This window comes from Massilia forsythiae, from assembly GCF_012849555.1.
In the GTDB taxonomy this organism is placed as follows: Bacteria; Pseudomonadota; Gammaproteobacteria; order Burkholderiales; family Burkholderiaceae_D; genus Telluria; species Telluria forsythiae.
Map to the genome: position 1 here is coordinate 3273727 of NZ_CP051685.1, position 22877 is coordinate 3296603.

A 22877-nucleotide genomic window follows, 5' to 3' on the forward strand; every position below is an offset into this window, starting at 1 on the left:
CAACCTTTTAAATGTGAATCGGAAAATCGTTCAAGATAAGCAGTGCATCGCGTTCCGCGCGGTGCTCGGTATAAAAGCCGGACAAGTTGATGAGCAGCTTGGCGTCCAGCGCGGGATCGCCCGTGGAGACGGCAAGTTCGACGTTATGGATGGGCTCGGCCATACGCCGCAATTCTCTGAATCGCAGTAACAGATCCTCCTTTCTGTGGGCTTGCACGAAAAACGTGATGGAGCGCTCGGGATGCCGGGCGCACAGCGAATCCAGCGTGGTCAGGGCGAATTGGACGCTGCCGAAAGCGGATAAGGCATGCGCGAAATCGGCGATCGACCGGACGAATCCGCTATCCGCCGTGTGCCTGACACCGTGATCGGGAAGGGCCAGGAGTTCGCGCATCGACACGGGAAATGGCGCGATCTTGTTGAGATCGAATCGGCGGCCCGGTTCCGCGCCGATTGGACGTGAGTCCAGCAGTGACGCGATTTCCGCCAGCGGATCGGAGAAAACCGGATCGGAAGCGCCCCGCAGGCGAAATGCGCAATAGGCGCACAATAATTCGGCCAGGTAATCGAGCACCGGCAGGTAATCGCCGCCGATATTCGCGCGCGCCAATAATTCTTCGACATCGCCTGCGCCTGGCCGGCACAATTCGGTCAAGGGCAGGTAATGCGCATCCGGATAATGCCGGCGCAACACCAGGTTGAAGACGATGCGTGCGGTCCTGCCGTTACCGTCGGTAAAAGGGTGCGCCGTCAGCAGGACCAGGTAGGCATTCAGCGCATCCAGCACCGGGTGTCCGCTCGCCATGGCATCCAGGCGCCTGTGCAACGGATCGGCCGGCGCCGGCGGCGCCAGCCGCAGCCAGGGCAGGAAGGTGATGGTCAGGTCGACACGGCGCAATGTTTCCTGGCTGCCGAACAGCGCGCTGCGCACGCGTCGGGCGAGCGCATACAGCGACACGCCCGCAAATCCTTCTGCAAATTCGCCCGCCATGGCGGCGAAGCGCGCCACCACCGCGCGTTCCGAGGTCATGGCATGGGTCTGTTCCCCGCGCGCCAGCACGGCGGCGCGGATGGCCGGCCGCACCGCGATCGCCGGCGTCGGGGCGAACGCAAACTGGCGTAGCGCATCGTAGCCGGTGTCCGGCAGCGGCAGGCAGCGCATCAGGGCGATTTCCAGTCGCGCCAAGCGTTCCCGGGTGGCGGGCGGCAGCGCGGCCCACCGCAGCGGCTGGTGCAGCCGCGCAGTCGTCGGTCGATCCATGGGCCACCCGTCAGTCGAGGAAGCGCTTGCCGGCCACGCGCACCGGCTCGAACAGCAGGTCGAGCAGGGAGCGCTCTTCGAGCACCAGGTCGGCGTTCAGGCGCATGCCCGGCGCCAGCGGCCATTGCTGGCCATAGGCGTCGAGTTTGCCGTGCCGGACCGCCACCCGCACCCGGAACAGTGCTTCGCGCGGCTCCAGCGGCAAGGGGATTTCCTTGGGCAGCAACGGGCTGCCGGCGACGTCCACCACGGTGCCGGCGGCGGCGCCGAAGGTGTGGAAGGGGAAGGCGTCGTACATCAGGCGCACCCTGGCGCCGGGCTTGACGAAGCCGATGGCGCGCGAGGGCGCCCACAGCTCGGCTTCCAGCGCCACCTCGTCGGCCTTGCCGGCGGCCGGCACGATGACGGCGATGGTCTGGTCGGCCGTCACGCTGGCGCCTTCGTGCGCCGAGATCGCGGTGACATAGCCGGCCACCGGCGCCGCCACGCTGGCGGCCAGCTGGGCGTCCGAATTCAGCTGGTGCGCCAGCAATTCGCCGCGCGCGCTGTCGGCTTCCGAGCGCGCCAGTTCGGCCTCGGCATGCAGCCGGCGCAATTGATGGGCGACCTGGTCGATCTGGTTTTGCTGCAGCGCCCGGTCGCGCCGGGCCTGTTCGCCCTGCTGCTGCAGGTTGAGGACCGCGTCTTCCTGCTGGCGCAGCGCCGCGGCCGAGATCATGCCCTTGTCCGCCAGGCTCTTCTGCGCGGCATAGGTGTCGCGCTGCAGCGCCAGCCTGCGCCCGAGCAGGCGTTCGAGGTCGGCGCAGCGGGCCACGTCGGCCAGCAGGCCGTCGCGGCGGCGCGCCAGTTCCTCCACCTGTTCGCCGATCTGCTGCAGGCGGGCGCGGGTCTGGCGCTGCAAGGCCTGTTGCTGCATGTCCTGCACGCTTTTCAGTTCGCGCTCCAGGTTCTGGCCGCTTTTCAAGGCCTGGTGCGAGGCGATCACCGCGATGGCCTGGCCGGCCCGCACGAATTCGCCTTCCTTGACCAATACCCGTTCCGCGATACCGGCAATCGCCGGATTGACGCGGATGGCGCCGGCTTTCGGTACGATCTGGCCGCTGACGGTTTCGCGGCGCGCGTACCTGGCCATGGCAAGAAACGAAATGGCCGTGACCATGATGCCGACGAACAAGAGGGTCAATAACCAGCCCAGCGAACCGGATGTCTTGAAAGGCGAAATGCGATCGTGCTTATTCGCGTCGACCGCGGCTTGCCTGAAATAGGGAAGGGCGGGCGTTTGAATACAACTGTCTTCTTTTGCTACGGCAATGGGAGCGGCGCGAAAAGTCATGGGCAAAAATTGAAAGAGGCGAAAACGCCATTTCGGTTTGGCGAGAGAGTCGCTACTGTAGAGGACTGCCTTCGCTGACTTTTCAATTTGCGCCAATAGTGCGCCAAGCCGGTAAACGAACTAAACGGTGCACATGTGTATTCCTGATGCAATACATTAAGTGGGGAGAGTTTTTGAGAGTTTCTTTAAAAACCTGTTTATGGAATTGCTTATCTAAAATAAAAATGCCCGTGATATACACGGGCATTCAATTTACTGCCGCAATAAAAGTTCGCAATGATTTGCTTGGAACTTCAATGCAGTATCAGAGTCGTAAGTTATTAGTCACGATATTCAGTCTGCGCGATCCCCGGCACGTCCACCGCGAATGCCAGCACCTTGCCGCTGTGCGGATACTGTTCCAGCTCGGCGTCCGGGCGGCCCTTGCTGGCGCTGGTCACGTACAGCGTGCGTAGGTCGGCCCCGCCGAAGGCGAGCGCGGTCGGGCAGCGCAAGGGCAGCGCGATCTCTTGCAGCAGTTGGCCGGCCGGGGACAGCTTGACCAAACGCCCGCCCTCGTACAGCGCGCTCCAGTAGTTGCCCTCGCTGTCCACGGCGCCGCCGTCCGGGCGCCCGCCGTAGTCGGCCGCCTTCTTGTCGTCGGAAAACATGACCAGGTTGCGCTGGTTCGATACCGTGCCGGCGGCGGCGTCGAAGTCGTAGCAATCGATGCGGTGGCTGGTGGTATCGGCGTGGTACATGGTGGCGCCGTCCGGACTCCAGGCCAGGCCGTTGGAATTGGTCATGCCGCCCGACCAGGCCTGGCGCAGCGCGCCGCGTTCCAGCACGTACATCTCGGCCTTTTGCGCGTCGCGCGGTTCGTACATGGTGCCGACCCAGAAGCGCCCCGCCGGGTCGACGCGGCCGTCGTTGAAGCGCACCCTGGCCGTGTCGTACGGCGCCGCCGCCAGGTCCTGCACGTCGCCGCTGCTGGTGTTCAGGTAGACGAAACCGGCGCGCGTGGCGACGGTGAGGTTGTTGTCCAGGTCGACCGCGATTGCCGATGGTTCGGTCGCCATGGCCCAGGTCGAATGCTTGCCGCTGGCCGGATGCAGGCGGTGCACCGCCATGCCGTCGATGTCGACCCAGTACAGCGCGGACTCGACCGGGTGCCAGAGCGGGCATTCGCCGACCTGCATCGCCTCGTTGTGTACGACCGTGAATTTTTCCGTTTTCATGCGTCCGCTTCCTTCCTTATACCGCGGCCTTGGCGCGCGCGATCAGGCCGTTGGTCGAGCCGTCGTGCTGCTGCGGCCGGGCGTCGCCGGTCAGCTCGGCCTCGATCTTCCTGGCCAGTACCTTGCCCAGTTCCACGCCCCACTGGTCGAAGCTGTTCACGTCCCACAGCGCGCCCTGCACGAATACCTTGTGCTCGTACAGCGCGATCAGGGCGCCCAGCGTGGCCGGGGTCAGGTACTCCATCAGGATGGTGTTGCTGGGACGGTTGCCCGGGAAGGTTTTATGCGGCGCCAGGCGCTCGATCTCGGCCGCGTCCAGGCCCTGCAGGTCCTGGCGCACCTCGTCGATGGTCTTGCCCTTCATGAAGGCTTCCGACTGGGCGAAGCAGTTGGCCAGCAGCGCCGCGTGGTGGTTGTGGAATTCGTGCGCCGGACGCAGCGCGGCGATGAAGTCGATCGGCGTCACGTCGGTGCCCTGGTGCAGCAGCTGGAAATAGGCGTGCTGGCCGTTGGTGCCGACGTCGCCCCAGATCACCGGGCCGGTGGCGTAGTCGGTGATCGGGTCGCCGGCGCGCGTGACGCGCTTGCCGTTGCTTTCCATGTCGAGCTGCTGCAGGTAGGCCGGGAAGCGGTTCAGGTCCTGGTGGTAGGGCGCGATCGAGACCGAGCCGGCGTCCAGGAACTCGCGGTTCCAGAAGCCGACCAGGGCCAGGATCATCGGCAGGTTCTGCTCGATCGGGGCCGTGCGGAAGTGCTCGTCCATGGCATGGGCGCCGGCCAGGAAGTCGGCAAAGTAACCGTAGCCGACGCACAGCGCCACCGGCAGGCCGATCGCCGACCACACCGAATACCGGCCGCCGACCCAGTCCCAGAACGGGAACATGTTGGCCGGATCGATGCCGAAGGCCTCGATCGCCTCGACGTTGGTCGACACGGCGACGAAGTGCTTTGCCAGTGCTTCTTCGGAGCCGTTTTGCAGGAACCAGGCGCGCGCGGTGTGCGCGTTCATCATGGTCTCGGCCGTCGTAAACGTCTTGGAGGCGATGATGAACAGCGTGGTTTCCGGGTCCACTTTCGACAGCGCCGCGTCCATGTCGTGGCCGTCGACGTTCGATACGAAGTGCATGGTCAGGCGCGGATGGGCGAACTGGCGCAGCGCCAGGCATACCATCTTCGGACCCAGGTCGGAGCCGCCGATGCCGATGTTGACGATGTCCGTGATCGGCTTGCCGGTGTGGCCGAGCCAGGCGCCGCTGCGTACCGCGTCGCTGAATTCCTTTACCCGCGCCAGCACGGCGTGCACATCGCCGCTCACGTCCTGGCCGTCGACCGTGATCTGCTGCTCGCGCGGCGCGCGCAGGGCGGTGTGCAGCACGGCGCGCTGTTCCGTCAGGTTGATCTTTTCGCCGGCGAACATGGCGTCGCGCAGGCGCTCGACGCCGCGCTCTCGTACCAGCTCTGCCAGCAGTTCAAGCGTGCGCCCGTCCAGCCGGTTTTTTGAATAGTCTAGGAACAGCCCGGCGGCCTCGCACGACAGGCGCTCGAAGCGTTGCGGGTCTTGTGCGAAGAGCTCGCGCATCTGCCAGGCGCCGGCGTCGGCGGCGTGGGTGCGGAGTTGCTGGTAGCTGGCGGTGCTGCTCAAGGGTGGCTGGCGCATGATGTCGGACGGTATGATGTCATTTTATGCAGATGATCGAATCATACAGGAAGCGGGCGTAAATTCACTACATGGATGTGATTGTCCAAATCGCTGGCTGGCTGCGCGGCAGGGTCGGAGCTGGTTGGACGCGTGGGCAGGGGACCTGCCCATCCTACCGCGGACGCAGGCGTTTGCATGCATTGCGAAATCACTTTCCCCTCTATGAGCGCAAGAGCGCGCTGTCTCTCATTTCGTAGTAAAATTTCAGAAATTAATTTACAAGGAACGATCATGGTGCATCCCGTAGTAGAGAAGGTGACCCAGCGCATCATCGAGCGCAGCCGGCCGTCGCGCCAGGCCTACCTCGCGCATCTCGACGCCGCCCGCATCAAGGGCGTACAGCGCGGCGTGCTGGCGTGCACCAACCTGGCCCACGGCTTCGCCGCCTTCCCGGTCAACGACAAGCTCAAATTGCGCCAGCAAAAGGTGCCGTCGGTGGCGATCGTTTCGTCGTACAACGACATGCTGTCGGCGCACCAGCCGTTCGAGACCTATCCGCAGGTGATCAAGGACGCCGTGCGCCAGATCGGCGCCGTGGCCCAGTTCGCCGGCGGCGTGCCGGCCATGTGCGACGGCGTGACGCAGGGCCAGCCGGGCATGGAACTGTCGCTGTTCTCGCGCGACACCATCGCCATGTCGACCGCCATCGCGCTGTCGCACAACATGTTCGACGCCGCCCTGTACCTCGGCATCTGCGACAAGATCGTGCCGGGCCTCTTGATCGGCGCGCTGCACTTCGGCCACATCCCGGCCGTGTTCGTGCCGGGCGGCCCGATGTCGACCGGTATCTCGAACAAGGAAAAGGCGGCGGTGCGCCAGCGCTACGCCAAGGGCGAGGCCACGCGCGAGGAACTGCTGGAAGGGGAGGCGCGTGCCTACCACGGCGCCGGCACCTGCACCTTCTACGGCACCGCCAACAGCAACCAGATGCTGATGGAAATGATGGGCCTGCACCTGCCGGGCGCGGCCTTCGTCAGCCCCGGCACGCCGCTGCGCGAAGCGCTCACGCGCGCCGCCGCGCGCCAGGCGGTGGCAATCTCGCAGCAGGGCGAGCACTACATTCCGGTCGGCCACGTCGTCGACGAAAAGAGCATCGTCAACGCCATCGCCGCGCTGCACGCTACCGGCGGCTCGACCAACCACACGCTGCACCTGATCGCCATTGCGCGCGCGGCCGGCATCGTGATCGACTGGAACGACTTCGACGAACTGTCGAAAGTGGTGCCGCTGCTGGCGCGCGTGTACCCGAACGGCGACGCCGACGTGAACCACTTCCAGGCCGCCGGCGGCCCGACCTTCGTGATCCGCTCGCTGCTCGACGCCGGCCTGGCGCACGACGACGTGAATACCGTCCTGGGACGCGGCCTGCGCGCCCACTGCAAGGAAGCCTTTTTGGACGGCGAAAACGTGGTCTGGCGCGACCTGCCGGAAAAGAGCGGCGACGAGAACGTGCTGCGCACCGCCGACAATCCGTTCAGCCCGGACGGCGGCCTGGCGCTGGTGCAGGGCAACCTGGGCCGCGCGGTGATGAAGATCTCGGCGGTCAAGAAGGAGCACCACATCGTCGAGGCGCCGGCGCTGACCTTCGATTCGCAGGAAGACTTCATGCACGCCTACCAGGCCGGCCAGCTCAACAAGGACTTCGTGGCGGTGCTGCGCTTCCAGGGTCCGCGCGCCAACGGCATGCCGGAACTGCACGCGCTGACCCCGGCGCTGTCGAACCTGCAGGATGCCGGCCGCCACGTGGCGCTGGTGACCGACGGCCGCATGTCGGGCGCCTCCGGCAAGGTGCCGGCGGCGATCCACGTCTCGCCGGAAATCCTGGCCGGCGGTCCGCTCGGCCTGGTGCGCGACGGTGATATCATCCGCCTCGACGCCACGCAAGGCACGCTGGACGCGCTGGTCCCGGCCGACGTGTGGCATGCGCGCAAGCAGGCCACCGCCGACCTGTCGTCCAGCCACATCGGCATGGGCCGCGAACTGTTCGACGTGTTCCGCAAGACCATCAGCGAAGCCGAGCAGGGCGCCGCCACCTTCCCGCTGCCGTCGCCGCGCCAGACCACGGTGCCGCTGCACGAAGGCACCGACACCGGCGAGATCATGCCGGGTTCGGACGAGGACTTTTTGTTCCGCAAGACCAACGACACCAAATGAGTGAGATGAGCACCGATATGAGTACCGACATGAACCTGCTGGACATCATGCGCTCGGCGAGCGTGATCCCCGTCATCGCGATCGACGACCCCGAGCACGCCGTGCCCTTGGCGCAAGCCCTGATCGCGGGCGGCATCCGCGTGCTGGAAGTCACGCTGCGCACCAGGCACGGCCTGGGCGCGATCCGCGCCATGGCGCAGGTCGAAGGCGCCATCGTCGGCGTCGGTACCCTGACCCAGCCGGAAGAATTCGCCGCGGCGCGCGACGCCGGCGCGGTGTTCGGCGTGTCGCCCGGCCTGACCCCGGCGCTGATCGACGCCGCCAAGACCAGCGGCCTGCCGCTGCTGCCGGGCTGCATGACGCCGTCCGAAGTGATGGTGGCGCGCGAAGCCGGCTTCAAGCAGCTGAAACTGTTCCCGGCGGTGCCGGCCGGCGGCGTCGGCATGCTGAAGTCGATCGCCGGTCCGCTGCCGGACGTGACCTTCTGCCCGACCGGCGGCATCTCGATCGAGACCGCGCCGGAATTCCTGGCACTGAAGAATGTCGCCTGCGTGGGCGGCTCCTGGCTGACCCCGGCCGACGCCATCAAGGCCGGCGACTGGGGCCTGATCACCGAGCTGGCCAAGGCCGCCGCGGCGCTGCGCAAGCCGGCCTGATCGCGCATATGCAACGATTGGCGCGGCTATTGACGGCGCGCGAGATCGCGATGGCGTCGCTGCTGTTCGGCGGCGCCATCGACCCTGCCCGGGTGCGCGTGCACAACCGGCGCTACCTGCCGTTCGGGCTGCAGCCGAAAAACTGCGCCATGACGCCCAACGGCAGCATCTATTTTCACCACTCCTGCTTCCTGCCCGACTACACCGCCGGCGTGCCGGCCGTGGTGCACTGGTTCATGCACGAGATGGTGCACGTCTGGCAGCACCAACTCGGCTACCCGGTCCGGCTGCGCGGCGCCATCCGCATCGGCCTGACCTACCATTACGACCTGCGCGAAGGCGCCACGCTGGCCGACTACAACATGGAAGCGCAGGGCGATCTGCTGGCCGATTACTTCGCCTTGAAGCACCTGCGCAAGCCGGAAGCGATGCGCCAGCGCCGCTACGCGGGCGCACTGGCGTTGTATGAACGGGTGCTGGCCGGCTTCCTGGCCGATCCATGCGATGTGGACAGCCTGCCGCGCGGCCTGGCGCGCAAACTGGCGCGGCCACGCGTTCAACCCGGCTGAACCCGTCCAGCCGGTTGCTTCGATCCGCTTTTCGCTGCCGTCGCCAGCTGCGCGCCGCCCGCTGCGGCGGGGCGGACGGGCGCCGGCGCATCCGCAGCGGATGGCGCGGCCAGGCTCGCCAGCAGGCGCAAGGTGCCTTGCTCCTGGCGCAGGCAGGCGCGCCAGCGGCGCAGATGGCGAACCGCCCGCTCGCCGGCCCGGATGGCCTGGCGGCGCGCGGTGGCGTCGACGGTGGCGTCGGCCGCGCGGTGCAGCAGCCAGACGGAAAAATCCAGGTGGTTCATCGGGCGCGCCTGTATGTCGTGCAGCTGCGCGTATGGCGCCGGCAGCGGCAGGTGCGAGGCGCCGCCGGCCGCTGCCGGCGTCGTGCCATCGCGGCCCGTGCCCATGGCGGCGCTCGCGATGAGGACGGGGATCAGGGCAAACAGGGACAAGCGCTGGGGCCAACGGCAGTTCATGTTGTAATATCGATCTTGAATATGCATGACATCGTTGGATGCGACGATGGCAGCATAGCCCCACGGCGCCCGGCCGGAAACTGTAAGTTCTTACGGGCCGGCGGGGCGATGGCGGCGACGGTGCGGTTGGCATGGTGAGGATCGGGTGAATCGATACGGCGACGAGCGGCAGGAACGGCAGCAGGATCGGCAGGCCTGGCAAACGAATTGGCAGGCGCGCCTGGCGCAGGCGCATGGCGAAGCGGACCTGCTTGCCGTGCTGGCGCCGGCCGCCGCCGAACTCGGCTTCGACTACTGCGCGCTCGGCATGCGATGACCTCGGTCAGCCCCTTGCTGTGGAGCGACGAAGTGTTCGCCGGCACGGAAACACTGTGGGCCGATGCGCGCGCCCACGGACTGCACTTCGGCTGGGCCCAGCCCACCCATGACATCAAGGGCGTCGCCAGCCTGCTGACGCTGGCGCGTCCGCAGGGCGTCATCGCGCCCGACGAGTTCCGCGCCAAGGCGCCGCAGGTGGCGTGGCTGGCGCAGGCCGCGCACGCTGCGCTGGAGCGGGTGCTGGCTGCGCGGCCGGACGGCCAGGCCTCGATCCGGCTGACCGGACGCGAGGTCGAGGTGCTGCGCTGGGCCGCCGATGGCAAGACCGCGGCCGAGGCGGCCGGTATCCTGCGCATCTCCGAGCGCACCGTGCTCTTCCACATCGATAATGCGCTGCGCAAGCTGGGCGCGGTCAACAAGACCGCCGGCGTGCTCAAGGCGGCCATGCTGAGGCTGATCTGATGGCCGGGCGCACGCGGCGATCCGTTAGAATGGCGGGATTCTTTCCACTGCTATCCCTATCATGACTCAGGACGAACTCAAGCAGGCCGTGGCCCGCACCGCCATCGATTACGTGGTCGACGGCGAGATCATCGGCGTCGGCACCGGCTCGACCGCCAATTACTTCATCGACGAACTCGGCAAGATCAAGGCGCGCATCAAGGGCGCGGTGGCGTCGTCGGAAGCGACCGCCGCGCGCCTGCGCGGCCACGGCATCGCCGTCTACGACCTGAACGACGTCGAGTCGATCTCGGTGTACGTCGACGGCGCCGACGAGATCGACGCGTCCGGCGCCATGATCAAGGGCGGCGGCGCCGCGCTGACGCGCGAGAAGATCGTGGCTTCGGTAGCAAGGCGTTTCGTGTGCATCGCCGACGGTTCCAAGCTGGTGCCGGCCCTGGGCACGTTCCCGCTGCCGGTCGAGGTGGTGCCGATGGCGCGCGCCGCCGTGGCGCGCAGGCTCGTCGCACTGGGCGGCCAGCCGCGCCTGCGCCTGAAACCGGGCAGCGACGCGCCTTTCGTCACCGACAACGGCGGTCACCTGCTGGACGTGGCCGGCCTGTCCATTACCGATCCGGCCGCGCTGGAAGCCGAGATCAACCAGATCGTCGGCGTGATCGCCGTCGGCCTGTTCGCGCGCCGCGGCGCCGACGTCTGCCTGCTGGGCACCGGCGGCGGCGTGACCACGACCACCTACTGATCCGCCTGCGAGGACGCCCATGCCGACGCCACACCGTGCCATCCGATGCCTGCCCGGGGCTGCCCGCGCCCCGTTCGCCGCCTTGCTGTGCGCCGCGCTGCTGGCCGGCTGCTCGGCGCTCCACGGCAGGATGCCGGCGCCGGCGGCGCCGCTGCGCAGCACGCCGTCCGGCCTGGCCGATGCCGGCGGCGCGCCGATCCAGAAGATCCCGTTCCGCACCGGCGTGTCCTCGGCCACGGTGGAAACCATGGCGCGCAAGCAGGCGTGCAGCGGCGGGCAGGGCGCCGGCCTGATCACCGATCCGGGGCCGGTCGAGGTCTACCGCATGCAGTGCGACGACGGCAAGGTGTTCATGGCGCGCTGCGAACTGCGCCAGTGCCGGCAGATGTGAGCCGGCGCGGCGTCAACGGTGGCCGCGTCCGCCGCCATGGAAGCCGCCGCGGCCAGCGCCGAATCCACCTCTTCCTCCGCTGAACCCGCCACGGCCGCCGCCGAACGCGCGCCCGCCGCCGCGGTAGCCGCCGACGCCGCCGCGGTTCCAGCCGTGTCCGCGCCAGCCGGGAGTCGCGCCCCAGCCGTGGTTGCCGCCATGGCGGTACCCGTAGTAGCCGAAGTCGAGCGACAGCGGCGGCCCGGCGTAGCCCTGGCGCGCATAGCCGTATGGGTAGTAGTAGGGCGAATGGTAGGGGTAGGGCGTGGAATAGGCATAGTAGGACGCGGCCAGCGGCGCCGGGTCGTAGGCCGCGTAGGGCGGGGCGTAGACCGCGCATCCCGACAGGACGGCGCCCGTCGCCAGCGACAAGATCAGGCGGGCCGCTGCGCCGCGTCGAGCAGGTTTCATCGCAGCTTCCTCGCGCGTTCATCCTGCCTGCATTCTAGGCCGGATGGCGCCGTTTGCAATGTCCTTTTGATACGATCGGATACGACAACGCCATTCCGGCGGCAGCGGGAATGGCGTCGTGACGACACTGTCCGGCATGCCGGACCGGGCGCTCGCGTGCTTCAGGCCGCCGGCGGCACGTAGCCTTGCGCCTGGTCGGCGCCTTCGCCGAAGAAATGCTTTTCCATCTGCACGGCCAGGTACTTGCGCGCGCGCGCATCGGCCATGTTCAGGCGGTTTTCGTTGATCAGCATGGTCTGGTGCTTGAGCCAGCCCTGCCAGGCTTCCTTCGACACGTTTTCATAGATGCGCTTGCCGAGTTCGCCAGGGTACGGCAGCATGTCGAGGCCTTCGGCTTCCTTGTTCAGTTTGATGCAGTGGACGGTGCGGGCCATTGTTTTGCTCCTGGTTGGGATCTGAAAGCGTGATTATAAAGGGGGCGGGGAAAACCTACCTGGGCGGTATCTGGATAAGGATACTGCGCACATATTGCCGTCGTCCCCGCGCAGGCGGGGACCCATGCTGACGTGCCGGAGCCGGTGCCGTCGGCGATAAGCCAGCTTCTCTTGTATCTTTACCTGTGTATGGGTCCCCGCCTGCGCGGGGACGACGAGGTGGCTTACAGCGTCTTGATCAGGATTTGCGACCTGCGCTGCCAGTTGTACATGTGCGCCCGGTCCTTCGGCAGGTCGTCCACCGTGGCCGGCATGAAGCCGCGCTTCTTGAACCAGTGCGAGGTGCGCGTGGTCAGGACGAACAGCTTGGTCATGCCGGCGGCGCGCGCGCGGTTTTCCATGTGCTTCAGGATGCGCTCGCCGTCGCCCTGGGCCTGCGCCTCGCTGCTGACGGTCAGGCAGGCCATTTCCGCCATCTTCGATTCCGGGAACGGATACAGGGCGGCGCAGCCGAAGATCACGCCGTCGTGCTCGATGACGGAAAACTGCTCGATCTCGCGCTCGATCAGCTCGCGGCCGCGCTTGACCAGCGTGCCGTCGGCTTCCAGCGGCTCGATCAGCTTGATAATTCCGCCGACGTCCTCAATTGAGGCCTGGCGCAGGCTTTCCAGGTTTTCGTGGCTGATCATGGTGCCGACGCCGTCGTGGGTGAACAGCTCCAGCAGCGCGGAGCCGTCCATCTCGTATGGCACCACGTGCACCCGGTCGACGCCGCTGTGGCAGGCCTTGATGGCGTGCTGCAGGTAGAAGGCGGCGTCCGGCGGCAGGAAGTGCGCCTGCAGCACCGCTTCGGCCTGGTGCGACGACAGTTCGCGGATCTCGGCGCCGGCGATGTCCGACATCAGCGGCGTCTCGGTGATGAAGATCAGCTTGTCGGCGCGCAGGGCAATGGCGGCCGATACCGCCACGTCTTCCATGGTGAGGTTGAACACCTCGCCGGTCGGCGAAAAGCCGAGCGGCGACAGCAGCACGATGTTGTCCTCGGTCTGCAGGATCGGGTGGATCTTGTCGGCGGCGATGCGGCGGGTGACGCCGGTCAGTTCGTGGTCGACGCCGTCGATCACGCCGAGCGGGCGCGCCAGCACGAAGTTGCCGGAGACGATGCTGATCTCGGCATTCGACATCGGCGTGTTCGGTAACCCCTGGCTGAAGGCGGCCTCGATGTCCAGGCGCAGTTCGCCGGCGGCTTCCTTGGCGCATTCCATGGCCGCGGTGTCGGTGATGCGCACGCCGTTGTGGAAGCGGCCCTCGACGTTGCGCAGCGCCAGCTGCTCGGCCACCTGCGGACGCGAGCCGTGCACCAGCACCACGCGGATACCGAGTCCGACCAGCAGCGACAGGTCCTGCGCCAGCACCGGCAGGGCGCCGGCGGCCACGAGTTCACCGGGGAAGGCGACGACGAAGGTCTTGCCGCCGAACGCATGAATATACGGTGCGACCGAGCGCAGCCACTGGACGAATTGGGTAGGGTTTTCCATTTGCCGCATTATAATTCGCTGCGCGATATGCGCACCAAATACCTTGTAAAAATCAATGTCCGAACAGAGTAACAAGCCCCTGCCGAGCCCGGCGCATGCCGCTTCCCCCGCATCGTCCCCGACGCCGTCCGCCGCCGAGGCGCGCGCGCCGCTGACGCGTACGCCGGACCTCCAGACCGTGCCCGAGCACCCGCACCGCGCCGAAGGCGCTGCGCCCGGCCGCGCGCCGCGAGAAGCGCGTCCGGCCGGCGAACGCCGTCCGCGCCAGGAGCGCCAGCCGGGCGAAGGGCGCGAAGCACGCGACGGCGTGCGCGAACCGCGCGCACCACGCGAATCGCGCGGCGAACGCAAGCCGCCGCTGCGCACGCCGCTGCCGCCGATTACGTTTCCGGAAGACCTGCCTGTCTCCGGCCGGCGCCAGGAAATCGCCAAGGCGCTGACCGAACACCAGGTCATCATCGTCTCCGGCGAGACCGGTTCGGGCAAGACCACGCAGTTGCCGAAGATCTGCCTGGAACTGGGGCGCGGCGAAAAGGGCTTGATCGGCCACACCCAGCCGCGCCGCATCGCCGCCTCGTCCACCGCCAAGCGCATCGCCCAGGAGCTGGGCACGCCGGCTGGCGAGCACGTCGGCTACAAGGTGCGCTTCAACGACACGCTGCAGCCGGGCGCCTGGGTCAAGCTGATGACCGACGGTATCCTGCTGGCGGAAACGCAGACCGATCCGCTGCTGCGCGCCTACGACACCATCATCATCGACGAGGCGCACGAGCGCAGCCTGAACATCGACTTCCTGCTCGGCTATCTGAAGCAGATCCTGCCGCGCCGTCCCGACCTGAAGATCATCATCACTTCGGCGACCATCGACGCCGAGCGCTTCGCGCGCCACTTCGCCACGCCGGACACGAAAGTGCCGATCATCGAGGTCTCGGGCCGCCTGTACAAGGTCGAGGTGCGCTACCGCCCGGTCGAGCGCGACGTCGATTCGGCGCCGGCCGGCGCGGCGGACAGCGGCAAGGCCGTCTCCAAGGCGCAGGCCGCGCGCGACAAGCGCGACCTGATGGACGCCGTGGTCGACGGCGTCGAGGAACTGTGCCGCCTGGGGCAGGGCGATGTGCTGGTGTTCCTGCCGGGCGAGCGCGAGATCCGCGACTGCGCCGAGGTGCTGAGGAAGCACCACCCACCGCACGTCGAGATCCTGCCGCTGTTCGCGCGCCTGTCGGTGGAAGAGCAGGACCGCGTGTTCCGCACCACCAACGCGCGCCGCATCGTGCTGGCCACCAACGTGGCCGAGACTTCGCTGACGGTGCCGGGCATCCGCTACGTGGTCGATGCCGGCCTGGCGCGGGTAAAGCGCTACAGCTTCCGCAACAAGGTCGAGCAGCTGCAGGTCGAGCCGATCGCGCAGTCGGCCGCCAACCAGCGCGCCGGCCGCTGCGGCCGCGTGGCCGACGGCGTCTGCATCCGCCTGTACGAGGAAAACGACTTCCTGCAGCGCCCCAAGTTCACCGAGCCGGAAATCCTGCGCTCGTCGCTGGCGGCGGTCATCCTGCGCATGAAGTCGCTGCACCTGGCCGACGTCGAGACCTTTCCCTTCGTCGAGCCGCCGCAGGGCCGGGCGATCGCCGACGGCTACCAGCTGCTGCAGGAGATCGGCGCCGTCGACGACGCCAACGACCTGACGCCGCTGGGCCGCAAGCTGGCGAAATTGCCGCTCGACCCGCGCGTCGGGCGCATGATCCTGGCGGCGGTCGACAACAACTGCCTCACCGAGATGCTGATCATCGCTTCCGCGCTGTCGGTGCAGGATCCGCGCGACCGGCCGCTGGAATACCAGCAGCAGGCCGACGAGAAGCACAAGAAGTTCGCCGACGAGAAGAGCGAGTTCCTCGGCTTCGTGAAGATCTGGCGCTGGTTCGAGCAGGCGATCGAGCACAAGAAGACCAACCGCCAGCTGATGGAAACCTGCCGCGAGAATTTCCTGTCGCAGGTGCGCCTGCGCGAATGGCGCGACGTGCATTCGCAGCTGCTCACCATCGTCAGGGAGCAGGGCTGGCGCCTGAACGAGCTGGCCGCCACCTACGACCAGGTGCACCTGGCGCTGCTGACCGGCCTGCTCGGCAACATCGGCTACAAGCTCGAAGACGAGGCGGGCGTCTACCTGGGCGCGCGCGGCATCAAGTTCCACATCTGGCCCGGCTCCACGCTCGGCAAAAAGGCGGGCAAGTGGGTGATGGCGGCCGAACTGGTCGAGACCACGCGCCTGTACGCGCGCTGCGTCGCCCAGATCCAGCCCGAGTGGGTCGAAAAGATCGGCGCCCACCTGCTGAAGAAATCCTGGGGCGAGCCGCGCTGGGAAAAACGCAGCGCCCAGGTGACCGCCAGCGAGCGCGCCACTTTGTACGGCATCGTGGTGTACGCCCAGCGCCGCATCAACTACGCCCAGCACAACCCGGCGGAGGCGCGCGAGATCTTCATCCGCGACGCGCTGGTGGCGGGCGACTACGACACGCGCGCGCCGTTCTTCGCCCACAACCACAAGCTGGTGCGCGAGATCGAGAACCTCGAACACAAGTCGCGCCGCCTGGACGTGCTGGTGGATGACCAGCTGATCGCCGCTTTCTACGACCAGCAGGTGCCGCAGGATATCGTCAACGGCGCCGGCTTCGAGAAGTGGTACAAGGACGCGGCGCGCGACAACCCGAAATTGCTGTACCTGGTGCGCGAGGAACTGATGCGCCACGAGGCGGCCGGCGTCACCACCGAGCTGTTCCCGAAGACGATGAACGTCACCGGCATCGAGATGGGTTTGTCGTACCACTTCGAGCCGGGCAGCGCGCGCGACGGCGTGACCTTGACGGTGCCGCTGTTCGCGCTGAACCAGATCCCGCAGGAGCGCGCCGGCTGGCTGGTGCCGGGCATGCTGAAGGAAAAGGTGCAGCTGCTGTTGAAATCGCTGCCGCAAAAGCTGCGCCGCCACTGCGTGCCGCTGCCGGAGTACGCGGCGCGCTTCTTCGAGCGCAACCAGGACGCGGTCAGCTTCGGCCGCGGCGATTTGATCGACGTGCTGATCGCCGACATCCAGGCGCAGGCCGGCGTGCGCGTGCTGACGACGGACTTCAAGCTGGAGACGCTGCCGGCGCACCTGTCGATGAACTTCAAGGTGGTCGACGAGCATGGCCGCCAGCTCGACATGGGCCGCAACCTGGCGACGCTGCAGGCGGAACTGGGCGGCCAGGCGCGCCAGAGCTTCCAGCGCATGGCCGAAGCCACGCCGGCCGGCGGCGGGGCGAGCCCTGCCAACGTGGGCCGGCTGCAGGCGGCCTTCGGCGGCGGCAAGCCCGGCGCGCCGGCACGCGGGCAGGGCGGCGCGGCTGCATCGCAGGCCGCGCCATCCGCTGTCCCGCATGCGGCGGCGGGCAAGGGCGGCCCCGCACCCGCGGCGGCACCAGCGGCGGCGCAGGCGGCGCCGACGCACGCGGCCGCCACCCAGCACACCAACATCACCGCCTGGACCTTCGGCGAGTTGCCGGAACTGCTGGAGATCAACCAGGGCAAGCTGACGCTGATCGGCTTCCCGGCGCTGGTCGACAAGGGCACGCACTGCGACCTGGAAGTGTTCGACGACCCCAACGTGGCGGCGCGCACCCACCGCATCGGCCTGCGCCGCCTGTTCGCGCTGCAGTTCAAGGACCAGTTGAAATTCGCCGAGAAGAACGTGCCCGGCCTGCAGCAGATGGGCATGCAGTTCATGTCGGTGGGCTCGCCCGACGAACTGCGCGCGCAGATCGTCGACAAGGCGCTCGACATCGCCTGCCTGCAGGACCCGCTGCCGCACGATGCAGCGTCGTTCAACAGGCGCCGCGACGAGGGCAAGGGCCGCATCGGCCTGCTGATCAACGAGATCGCGCGCCTGGTCGGGCAGGTCCTGGGCGAATTCCACGGCCTGCCCAAGCGCCTGCAGAACCTGGCGCCGGCGGTGGCCGCCGACATGCAGGCGCAATTGCAGGCACTGGTGCACAAGCGCTTCGTGGCCGAGACCGAGTACAGCCAGCTGGCGCACTTCCCGCGTTACCTGAAGGCGATGAACATCCGCCTGGAAAAGCTGCGCGGCAATCCGGCGCGCGACGCGCAGCTGATGGCGGAGTGGCAGACGGCTGCCAGCCAGTTCCAGCGCACCATCAAGAACCAGCCATTGAAAGGGCTGGACCCGCGCATGACGGATTTCCGCTGGATGCTCGAAGAGTTGCGCGTGTCGCTGTTCGCGCAGGAGCTGCGCACGCCGATGCCGGTGTCGAGCAAGCGGCTGCAGAAGGTATGGGAGTCGATGCTGCGCTGAGCGCGCTCATGCGATGTCTTCGATCCAGTGCCGGATGATCGATTCGGTAGCTTGGTCGAGCATGATCTGCTCGCGCAGGCAAAGCGAGCGGACGTTGTTGGCGAAGGTGCGGGCCAGCTCCTTGGGGGCGTCGTTTCCTTCGCCGAACTGGTGGCCGCGCAGCAGCAGTCCACGCAGTACGAAGGTGATGTCGGCGCGGCTGATCGGCCGGCCGAGCTGGCGGAAGCGGTCGCGTATCCGCTTGCCGCTGTCGATGAAGGCAAACGGCGTGCTGCCGACGTCGAGCGCCACTTCTTCGAACAGGTGGCGGTAGCGCGCTGGACTCAGCAAGGGCGCGCCGGTTACGTCGTGGATCTGCTTGGCGACCAGCCACAACTGGTCGTCGTTTCCCCATTCATCGTGTGCCTGCTGGTCGCATGGCTTCCCGACCGCCAGGTGGCGCGCAGGGTCCACGATGTAGCCGCCCGCGGATTTCCAGTCGAGCACCAGGGGTTCTAACTGAAGCGATTCCATGAACCGGCGGAACGTGCCCTTGCCATTCCAATCGGTCGCCACCGTACTGAAGTTGCGCGAAATGGCGGAAGCGATCTTCGTGCACGGTACCGGCTCCCTGGATGTGTCGAGCTCCTGCCTGACGAGTTCCATGATCTGGTCGAGCACCGGCAGGGAAGGCACGGCGTCATGCACCGGCACGCTTGCCGGAGCCAGGGGCTGGGACGCGACGGCCACGGTGGTCTTCCTTTCCGGCTTGGATGCGGCTTCGCCGCCCTCCTGCACGTTCAGCGCGCTGCGCACGAACTCGTCCTGGTCGATCACCAGGTCGGCCGAAGCCCGGTAGGCGGCCGACGGAAAACCGATCGCCAGGACCGTGGTCCGCCGGTCCCAACGGCGCAGCTTGCGCAGCACCGGCGTGAAATCGGCATCGGCCGAAAACACGATGAACTCGTCGTAATGCGCCTCGTGCTGGAGAAGGTCCATCATGTCCAGCACCATATGGATGTCGGTGCTGGTCTTGCCGCCGGTCGTCAGGGCCGGGCAATCGATGATTTCGAAGCCGGCCTTGTTGAAATAGGGCCGGAAACGCTGGTAAGCCTGCGGATTCAGGTAGCAGCGCCTGACCAGCACGCGCCGCCGCGCTCCCTCGGTCGCAAATTCCGGCAGGGCGAGCGATTTCATGACCCAGTCCATCCATTCCGTGGGACGGCTGGCGAAGCGGTCGGCGGTTGCCTGGTCCAGTTGGCGCAATCCGGAATAGATGTTATCGAAGTCGACGAACAGGGCACTTTTCATTCGGGTTTCAAGATATCGGAATGTTGTCTCCCAGAATTATGGCAGACATCGTGCCGGTTGCCGTGTCATTGGACTGATGAACGTCAAGGAAGTCGAGCGCTTTTGTGCAGTAACGACACCAACACCGCAGCGTCGCGGCCATGCCGTCCCGAACCGGGTTGCGTAGCGGCGTTTTGATCGCAAGGCCGGCGCGAACAGGGCGCCGCCCCGTGAATGGGCCACGCCGTCCGCGCACAAGGGCGGCCGGCGCGGCGCGCGGCTGCTGCCTCAGCCGATATTGCTGCCGCGGATACGGCTCAAGTCGTCATCGCCGCCCCGGTTGCCGGCGCGCGGGTCGAGACTGTCGCCGCTGCCCGTGCCCAGGCCGGCCGTGCCGGCGCCCGAGTCCAGGCCGGCGGCGCCGGGACGGCCCGGATCGGTGCCGTAGAAACTGTGGACCTGGTTGGCCCACTGCATGTCGGCCATGTCGGGCCAGGCATCCTTGTTGAAACCGGGCGCGGTCTTGAGGCGGTCCTTGTCGACATTCAGGATGAAGCGCTTCTGCACGGTATCCAGGCGCAGCGCCTGCCACGGCACGGCGAACAGTTTTTCGCCCACTCCCAGGAAGCCGCCAAAGGAGAGCACCGCATACGCGACCTGGCCGGTCTGCATGTCGAGCATGATTTCCTTGATCTCGCCCAGTTCCACTTCGTAGGCATTGACGACGCGCTCGCCGAGCAGCGTGTCGGCGCCCATCAGCGACGGGCCGGGGCCGGCGCTGTCGATGCCCTTGTACATGCCGTACTTGTCGCGGTCTGCATAGCTCATGGCCATTCTCCAGGTATTGATGTGGTTGGAAAACCCCACGCTGGTGCGCGCAGGGGCGGAAATAAATACTGGAAATTTGAGATCAATCAATGGCGTACACGTCTGACTCATCCGTATCATCCATCGATGGCAATATTTTCCGTGGATGAGATGCAAACGAAAACGGAGCGCAACGACGATGTTGATTCTTCAACGCTGTAACCATGCCGGCCCGCTCGGTCACCGGATCCCGACCCGCTCGCGCGCAGCCGCCATCGCGGCATTGCTGGGTGCGCGCCTGCGCTGTGTGGCGTCACTGCCGCGCCGGCGCCACTGACCGGGCTGACCTGGCCAGCCGCACCTGGCCGGCCACAACCACCCTGCACTGCGGCGCATATCACGTTACGGATTGCCCGAGCCGCCGGCCACGCCGTACACCTGGCCGGTGGTGTACGTCGCTTCGGCCGACGCCAGCGTCACGTAGGCCGTCGCCAGTTCGCCCGGCTGGCCGGGACGCTTCATCGGCGAATCGGCGCCGAATTTTTCCAGGCCGCCCGGACTCTGGCCGCCGCACACCTGCAACGGCGTCCATATCGGCCCCGGCGCCACCGCATTTACGCGGATCCCTTTCTCGGCCAGCTGCTTGGCCAGCGACTTGACGAACGCCACCTGCGCGCCCTTGGTGGCCGAGTAGGCGGTCAGGTTGGGCGACGGATCGTAGGCCTGCACCGAGGCGGTGACGATGATGCTGCTGCCCGGCGGCATCAGCGGGATCGCTGCCTTGGTGATCCAGAACATCGCATACAAATTGGTCTTGAAGTGCCAGTCCATCTCCGCCGTGGACAGGTCGAGGATCGATTCGATCGATTGCTGGCGCGCGGCGTTGCTGACCAGGATGTCCAGGCCGCCCAACTGGCGCGCGGCATCGGCCACCATCTTCTTGCAGAACGCTTCGTCGCGGATGTCGCCCGGCACCGTCACCGCCTTGCGGCCGGCCTGGCGGATCAGGGCCACGACTTCGCGCGCATCGGCTTCCTCGGCCGGCAGGTAGCCGATCGCCACGTCGGCGCCTTCGCGCGCAAAGGCGATCGCCGCCGCGCGGCCCATGCCGGAATCGCCGCCAGTGATCAGCGCGCGCCGTCCGGTCAGGCGGCCGCTGCCTTTATACGTGGTTTCGCCGTGGTCGGGACGCGGCGTCATCTTGCTGGCCAGGGCCGGCCATTCCTGCTGCTGGCGCTGGAACGGCGGCTTCGGGTATTGCGGCGGCGTCAGCGGGCGCGCGCCGGCAGTGGCCGCGGCGCCGCCCTGTGCGCCGGTCTGGGCCAGGGCAGGGGCCGCGGCGATGCCGGCGGCGACCGTGCCCACGAAACGGCGGCGCGCGGCGGTTTTCTTGTCGTCGGGGTTGTCGTGCTGTGAATCCATGCTGTCGGGCTCCTGAAGTGGGATGCTGTATTTATTGAACAAATACTAGCTTCTATCTGCAGGCAGGCGCGTTCCTTAGACAGCAGGAAATACTTCAGGAGAGCGGGCAACCGATGCGCCCGCGCCAGCGGTTGTAGCGAAGGCATGCCGGCCAGCCGGCCGGCGGGGAAGCCTCCCGGCCGCGCGGCCGGGGGCGGCAGGTGCAAGCCTGGCGGTCAGTCCAGGTCGGCGGCGTCGTGGCGCTCCAGCACCTGCTCTTCCGGCTTGCCGCGCACGCGGTTGACCTTGCGGCCGCGCTGCACGCCGCGCCGTGCGCCGACCTCGTCGGCCCAGCGCCGCACCTGCTGGTACTGGTGCACCGCCAGGAATTCGCCGGCATCGTACAGCTCGCCCAGCACCAGGCAACCGTACCACGGCCAGATCGCCATGTCGGCGATGCTGTACTCGTCGCCGGCCACGAAGCGGCGCTCGGCCAGCAGGCGGTCGAGCACGTCGAGCTGGCGCTTGGTTTCCATGGCGTAGCGGTTGATCGGGTATTCCAGTTTTTCCGGCGCGTAGGCATAGAAGTGGCCGAAGCCGCCGCCGACGAAGGGCGCCGATCCCATCTGCCACATCAGCCAGTTGAAGGTTTCGGCGCGCGCCGCCGGGTCGGTGGGCAAAAAGGCGCCGAACTTCTCGGCCAGGTAGACCAGGATCGAGCCGGATTCGAACACCCGCACCGGCGTGCTACCGCTGCGGTCGAGCAGGGCGGGAATCTTCGAGTTCGGGTTGACGCCGACGAAGCCGCTGCCGAACTGGGCGCCCTCATTGATCTTGATGAGCCAGGCATCGTATTCGGCGCCAGCGTGGCCGGCATCCAGCAGTTCCTCCAGCAGGATCGTGACCTTCTGGCCATTCGGCGTGCCCAGCGAGTACAGCTGCAGCGGATGCTTGCCGACCGGGAGTTCCTGCTCGTGGGTGGCGCCGGCGATCGGGCGGTTGATGCTGGCGAAGGCGCCGCCCGATGGCGTGGCGGGCGACCAGACCTTGGGCGGGATGTAGGCTTCGAACGGGTTGGTGCTGGACATTATCTGCTCCTTGTCGATGGCTGTCGAGGAGATGGATGATGCCGGAAAATTCACATTCTTGCTGGATGCGGGTGCGCATGTAGGTAGGTTTGAGATGACAGCAATCGATGACGGCGTGTGGAATCGTAGGACCGAAAAAGCCGGCAATTTGCACCCTATTGTGCGTTCGAGTAACCAGCCAAAAATTGTTATTTTGTCTAAAAATCTTAGAAAAGGAATTTTATATAATCCAGGAAGAATTAGATAGGTCAGTAGTGGTTGTGACTGTTTTATATATTAATTATTGAGAATATT

At 66.7% G+C, this 22877-nt stretch carries 21 protein-coding genes; 9 read left to right on the top strand and 12 right to left on the bottom strand.

Annotated features, from left to right (window positions below):
* Window positions 1–7 precede the first annotated feature (7 nt).
* The 4 genes from HH212_RS14060 to pgi form a co-directional block, all read right to left on the bottom strand.
* Window positions 8–1261: a Fic family protein gene (locus HH212_RS14060; protein ID WP_170203046.1), complete on the bottom strand. Its 1254-nt coding sequence runs from the start codon at window positions 1259–1261 to the stop codon at window positions 8–10.
* Between the two features lie 10 nt (window positions 1262–1271).
* On the bottom strand, window positions 1272–2444 hold the full coding sequence (locus tag HH212_RS14065) for an HlyD family secretion protein (RefSeq protein ID WP_170203047.1): 1173 nt from the start codon (window positions 2442–2444) through the stop codon (window positions 1272–1274).
* Between the two features lie 470 nt (window positions 2445–2914).
* Window positions 2915–3811 (bottom strand): SMP-30/gluconolactonase/LRE family protein, encoded by an 897-nt coding sequence (locus HH212_RS14070; protein ID WP_229217279.1) that lies wholly within the window; start codon window positions 3809–3811, stop codon window positions 2915–2917.
* 16 nt (window positions 3812–3827) lie between these two features.
* A complete protein-coding gene (gene pgi / locus HH212_RS14075; protein ID WP_170203048.1) occupies window positions 3828–5468 on the bottom strand; it encodes a glucose-6-phosphate isomerase in 1641 nt (546 codons plus the stop codon).
* A gap of 270 nt (window positions 5469–5738) precedes the next feature.
* Between pgi and edd the strand changes: the two genes are divergently transcribed.
* From edd to HH212_RS14090, 3 genes are read left to right on the top strand one after another with little or no spacing between them, the layout of a single operon-like run.
* Window positions 5739–7664 (top strand): phosphogluconate dehydratase, encoded by a 1926-nt coding sequence (gene edd / locus HH212_RS14080; protein ID WP_170205440.1) that lies wholly within the window; start codon window positions 5739–5741, stop codon window positions 7662–7664.
* 29 nt (window positions 7665–7693) lie between these two features.
* Window positions 7694–8320, top strand: a complete 627-nt coding sequence (eda, locus tag HH212_RS14085) for a bifunctional 4-hydroxy-2-oxoglutarate aldolase/2-dehydro-3-deoxy-phosphogluconate aldolase (protein WP_170205439.1) — start codon at window positions 7694–7696, stop codon at window positions 8318–8320.
* A gap of 8 nt (window positions 8321–8328) precedes the next feature.
* On the top strand, window positions 8329–8889 hold the full coding sequence (locus HH212_RS14090) for a Rhs element Vgr protein (protein WP_211172342.1): 561 nt from the start codon (window positions 8329–8331) through the stop codon (window positions 8887–8889).
* Here HH212_RS14090 and HH212_RS14095 read toward each other — a convergent pair.
* On the bottom strand, window positions 8877–9323 hold the full coding sequence (locus tag HH212_RS14095) for a hypothetical protein (protein ID WP_170203049.1): 447 nt from the start codon (window positions 9321–9323) through the stop codon (window positions 8877–8879). The two genes, HH212_RS14090 and HH212_RS14095, sit on opposite strands and share 13 nt — an antisense overlap.
* 169 nt (window positions 9324–9492) lie before the next feature.
* Here HH212_RS14095 and HH212_RS14100 point away from each other — a divergent pair, with 169 nt between their 5' ends.
* The 4 genes from HH212_RS14100 to HH212_RS14115 all read left to right on the top strand — a co-directional run bounded on the left by HH212_RS14100 (window position 9493) and on the right by HH212_RS14115 (window position 11257).
* Window positions 9493–9663 carry a hypothetical protein gene (locus HH212_RS14100; protein WP_170203050.1) on the top strand — a complete coding sequence of 57 codons (171 nt, stop codon included), beginning with the start codon at window positions 9493–9495 and terminating at the stop codon, window positions 9661–9663.
* Window positions 9660–10127, top strand: a complete 468-nt coding sequence (locus HH212_RS14105; RefSeq protein ID WP_170203051.1) for a LuxR C-terminal-related transcriptional regulator — start codon at window positions 9660–9662, stop codon at window positions 10125–10127. Before HH212_RS14100 ends, HH212_RS14105 begins: the two co-directional genes overlap by 4 nt.
* Before the next feature lie 61 nt (window positions 10128–10188).
* Complete coding sequence (rpiA, locus tag HH212_RS14110; protein ID WP_170203052.1) at window positions 10189–10866, top strand: ribose-5-phosphate isomerase RpiA; 678 nt, start codon at window positions 10189–10191, stop codon at window positions 10864–10866.
* A 19-nt stretch (window positions 10867–10885) separates the two neighbouring features.
* Window positions 10886–11257, top strand: a complete 372-nt coding sequence (locus HH212_RS14115; RefSeq protein WP_170203053.1) for a hypothetical protein — start codon at window positions 10886–10888, stop codon at window positions 11255–11257.
* Window positions 11258–11269: 12 nt separating this feature from the next.
* Here HH212_RS14115 and HH212_RS14120 read toward each other — a convergent pair whose 3' ends face one another.
* The 3 genes from HH212_RS14120 to argA all read right to left on the bottom strand — a co-directional run bounded on the left by HH212_RS14120 (window position 11270) and on the right by argA (window position 13679).
* Window positions 11270–11707 carry a hypothetical protein gene (locus tag HH212_RS14120; protein ID WP_170203054.1) on the bottom strand — a complete coding sequence of 146 codons (438 nt, stop codon included), beginning with the start codon at window positions 11705–11707 and terminating at the stop codon, window positions 11270–11272.
* Between the two features lie 161 nt (window positions 11708–11868).
* Entirely contained in the window at window positions 11869–12141 is a 273-nt protein-coding gene (locus HH212_RS14125; RefSeq protein ID WP_170203055.1) for an oxidative damage protection protein, read from the bottom strand.
* Window positions 12142–12365: 224 nt separating this feature from the next.
* Entirely contained in the window at window positions 12366–13679 is a 1314-nt protein-coding gene (argA, locus tag HH212_RS14130) for an amino-acid N-acetyltransferase (protein WP_170203056.1), read from the bottom strand.
* Between the two features lie 55 nt (window positions 13680–13734).
* Here argA and hrpA point away from each other — a divergent pair, with 55 nt between their 5' ends.
* A complete protein-coding gene (gene hrpA, locus HH212_RS14135) occupies window positions 13735–18018 on the top strand; it encodes an ATP-dependent RNA helicase HrpA (RefSeq protein ID WP_170203057.1) in 4284 nt (1427 codons plus the stop codon).
* 6 nt (window positions 18019–18024) lie between these two features.
* On the opposite strand, the gene HH212_RS14140 is transcribed toward hrpA, so the two are convergent.
* The 4 genes from HH212_RS14140 to yghU form a co-directional block, all read right to left on the bottom strand.
* Window positions 18025–19308 carry an NYN domain-containing protein gene (locus HH212_RS14140; RefSeq protein ID WP_170203058.1) on the bottom strand — a complete coding sequence of 428 codons (1284 nt, stop codon included), beginning with the start codon at window positions 19306–19308 and terminating at the stop codon, window positions 18025–18027.
* Between the two features lie 267 nt (window positions 19309–19575).
* A complete protein-coding gene (locus tag HH212_RS14145; RefSeq protein ID WP_170203059.1) occupies window positions 19576–20115 on the bottom strand; it encodes a PRC-barrel domain-containing protein in 540 nt (179 codons plus the stop codon).
* 381 nt (window positions 20116–20496) lie between these two features.
* Complete coding sequence (locus HH212_RS14150; protein WP_170203060.1) at window positions 20497–21516, bottom strand: SDR family oxidoreductase; 1020 nt, start codon at window positions 21514–21516, stop codon at window positions 20497–20499.
* 215 nt (window positions 21517–21731) lie between these two features.
* Window positions 21732–22583, bottom strand: coding sequence for a glutathione-dependent disulfide-bond oxidoreductase (gene yghU / locus HH212_RS14155; RefSeq protein ID WP_170203061.1), 852 nt, complete (start codon window positions 22581–22583; stop codon window positions 21732–21734).
* Between yghU and HH212_RS14160 the strand changes: the two genes are divergently transcribed.
* Window positions 22573–22830 carry a hypothetical protein gene (locus HH212_RS14160; RefSeq protein ID WP_170203062.1) on the top strand — a complete coding sequence of 86 codons (258 nt, stop codon included), beginning with the start codon at window positions 22573–22575 and terminating at the stop codon, window positions 22828–22830. The two genes, yghU and HH212_RS14160, sit on opposite strands and share 11 nt — an antisense overlap.
* The last annotated feature ends 47 nt before the right edge of the window (window positions 22831–22877 follow it).

Coding starts and splice junctions, on each gene's coding strand:
- pgi (WP_170203048.1), bottom strand. CDS start 5,468: ATGCGCCAGCCACCCTTGAGCAGCACCGCCAGCTACCAGCAACTCCGC.
- hrpA (WP_170203057.1), top strand. CDS start 13,735: ATGTCCGAACAGAGTAACAAGCCCCTGCCGAGCCCGGCGCATGCCGCT.
- eda (WP_170205439.1), top strand. CDS start 7,694: ATGAACCTGCTGGACATCATGCGCTCGGCGAGCGTGATCCCCGTCATC.
- argA (WP_170203056.1), bottom strand. CDS start 13,679: ATGGAAAACCCTACCCAATTCGTCCAGTGGCTGCGCTCGGTCGCACCG.
- rpiA (WP_170203052.1), top strand. CDS start 10,189: ATGACTCAGGACGAACTCAAGCAGGCCGTGGCCCGCACCGCCATCGAT.
- HH212_RS14120 (WP_170203054.1), bottom strand. CDS start 11,707: ATGAAACCTGCTCGACGCGGCGCAGCGGCCCGCCTGATCTTGTCGCTG.
- HH212_RS14115 (WP_170203053.1), top strand. CDS start 10,886: ATGCCGACGCCACACCGTGCCATCCGATGCCTGCCCGGGGCTGCCCGC.
- HH212_RS14140 (WP_170203058.1), bottom strand. CDS start 19,308: ATGAAAAGTGCCCTGTTCGTCGACTTCGATAACATCTATTCCGGATTG.
- HH212_RS14105 (WP_170203051.1), top strand. CDS start 9,660: ATGACCTCGGTCAGCCCCTTGCTGTGGAGCGACGAAGTGTTCGCCGGC.
- HH212_RS14070 (WP_229217279.1), bottom strand. CDS start 3,811: ATGAAAACGGAAAAATTCACGGTCGTACACAACGAGGCGATGCAGGTC.
- HH212_RS14145 (WP_170203059.1), bottom strand. CDS start 20,115: ATGAGCTATGCAGACCGCGACAAGTACGGCATGTACAAGGGCATCGAC.
- HH212_RS14150 (WP_170203060.1), bottom strand. CDS start 21,516: ATGGATTCACAGCACGACAACCCCGACGACAAGAAAACCGCCGCGCGC.
- yghU (WP_170203061.1), bottom strand. CDS start 22,583: ATGTCCAGCACCAACCCGTTCGAAGCCTACATCCCGCCCAAGGTCTGG.
- HH212_RS14125 (WP_170203055.1), bottom strand. CDS start 12,141: ATGGCCCGCACCGTCCACTGCATCAAACTGAACAAGGAAGCCGAAGGC.
- HH212_RS14060 (WP_170203046.1), bottom strand. CDS start 1,261: ATGGATCGACCGACGACTGCGCGGCTGCACCAGCCGCTGCGGTGGGCC.
- HH212_RS14090 (WP_211172342.1), top strand. CDS start 8,329: ATGCAACGATTGGCGCGGCTATTGACGGCGCGCGAGATCGCGATGGCG.